The organism is Synechococcus sp. R6-10 (assembly GCF_047461815.1).
In the GTDB taxonomy this organism is placed as follows: domain Bacteria; phylum Cyanobacteriota; class Cyanobacteriia; order Thermostichales; family Thermostichaceae; genus Thermostichus.
Genome location: NZ_JANSHW010000624.1, coordinates 1 through 532, shown reverse-complemented (window position 1 = coordinate 532; position 532 = coordinate 1). Strand labels below are relative to the sequence as shown.

General features: G+C 65.4%; 1 protein-coding gene. It reads right to left on the bottom strand.

Annotated elements, in window-relative coordinates; translation table 11 throughout:
- Nucleotides 1-532: hypothetical protein (locus tag NW837_RS14665; protein WP_414332307.1), on the bottom strand; the 532-nt coding region annotated here is incomplete at both ends.

The following is a 532-nucleotide window of genomic DNA, read 5'->3' as shown; positions in this document are numbered from 1 at the left end:
CGCTGTCGATGAGGCTGGCGCAGCACGGCTCGGTGCTGCCCTCATATCCAGGCGGGCATGCGGGGCATGCCGTCGGACCCGACGGGCAACCGCGATGCGTCACGGAGCGGGTGAGCGTGATGCTTAGTGTGTATGGGCAGTGCAGCGGCTCAGTCATCGGCTCGTTGAGCGGATTCCCCGCGCCGCCGTCATGCACATAGAGCAGCTCGTCGCGCTGGGGGTGGAGCAGAACGGGTTCGCTGAGCGTGCTGCTGCACGGCGTCGTGTTGCCCGTGTCGCAGTTATACTCCGTGCGGACACTGCTCGCGTTCCGCGCGACGCGCACCTGCGGGAACTTGGCGCGGTACATCAGGTATTCGTGCGTAAGGTTCTCACCAAGCGCGACGAACTCGCGCGGCAGGTCGGGCACAATCCACAGGCTCGTGGCACGCTCGCGCGTGGTGGATGTCTGGCGGTAGATGGGGCGCGACTCGTAGACGATGTTGCCATTTGCGTCGGGGCACGGGCAGCGACAGGTCACAATCCCAAAGTA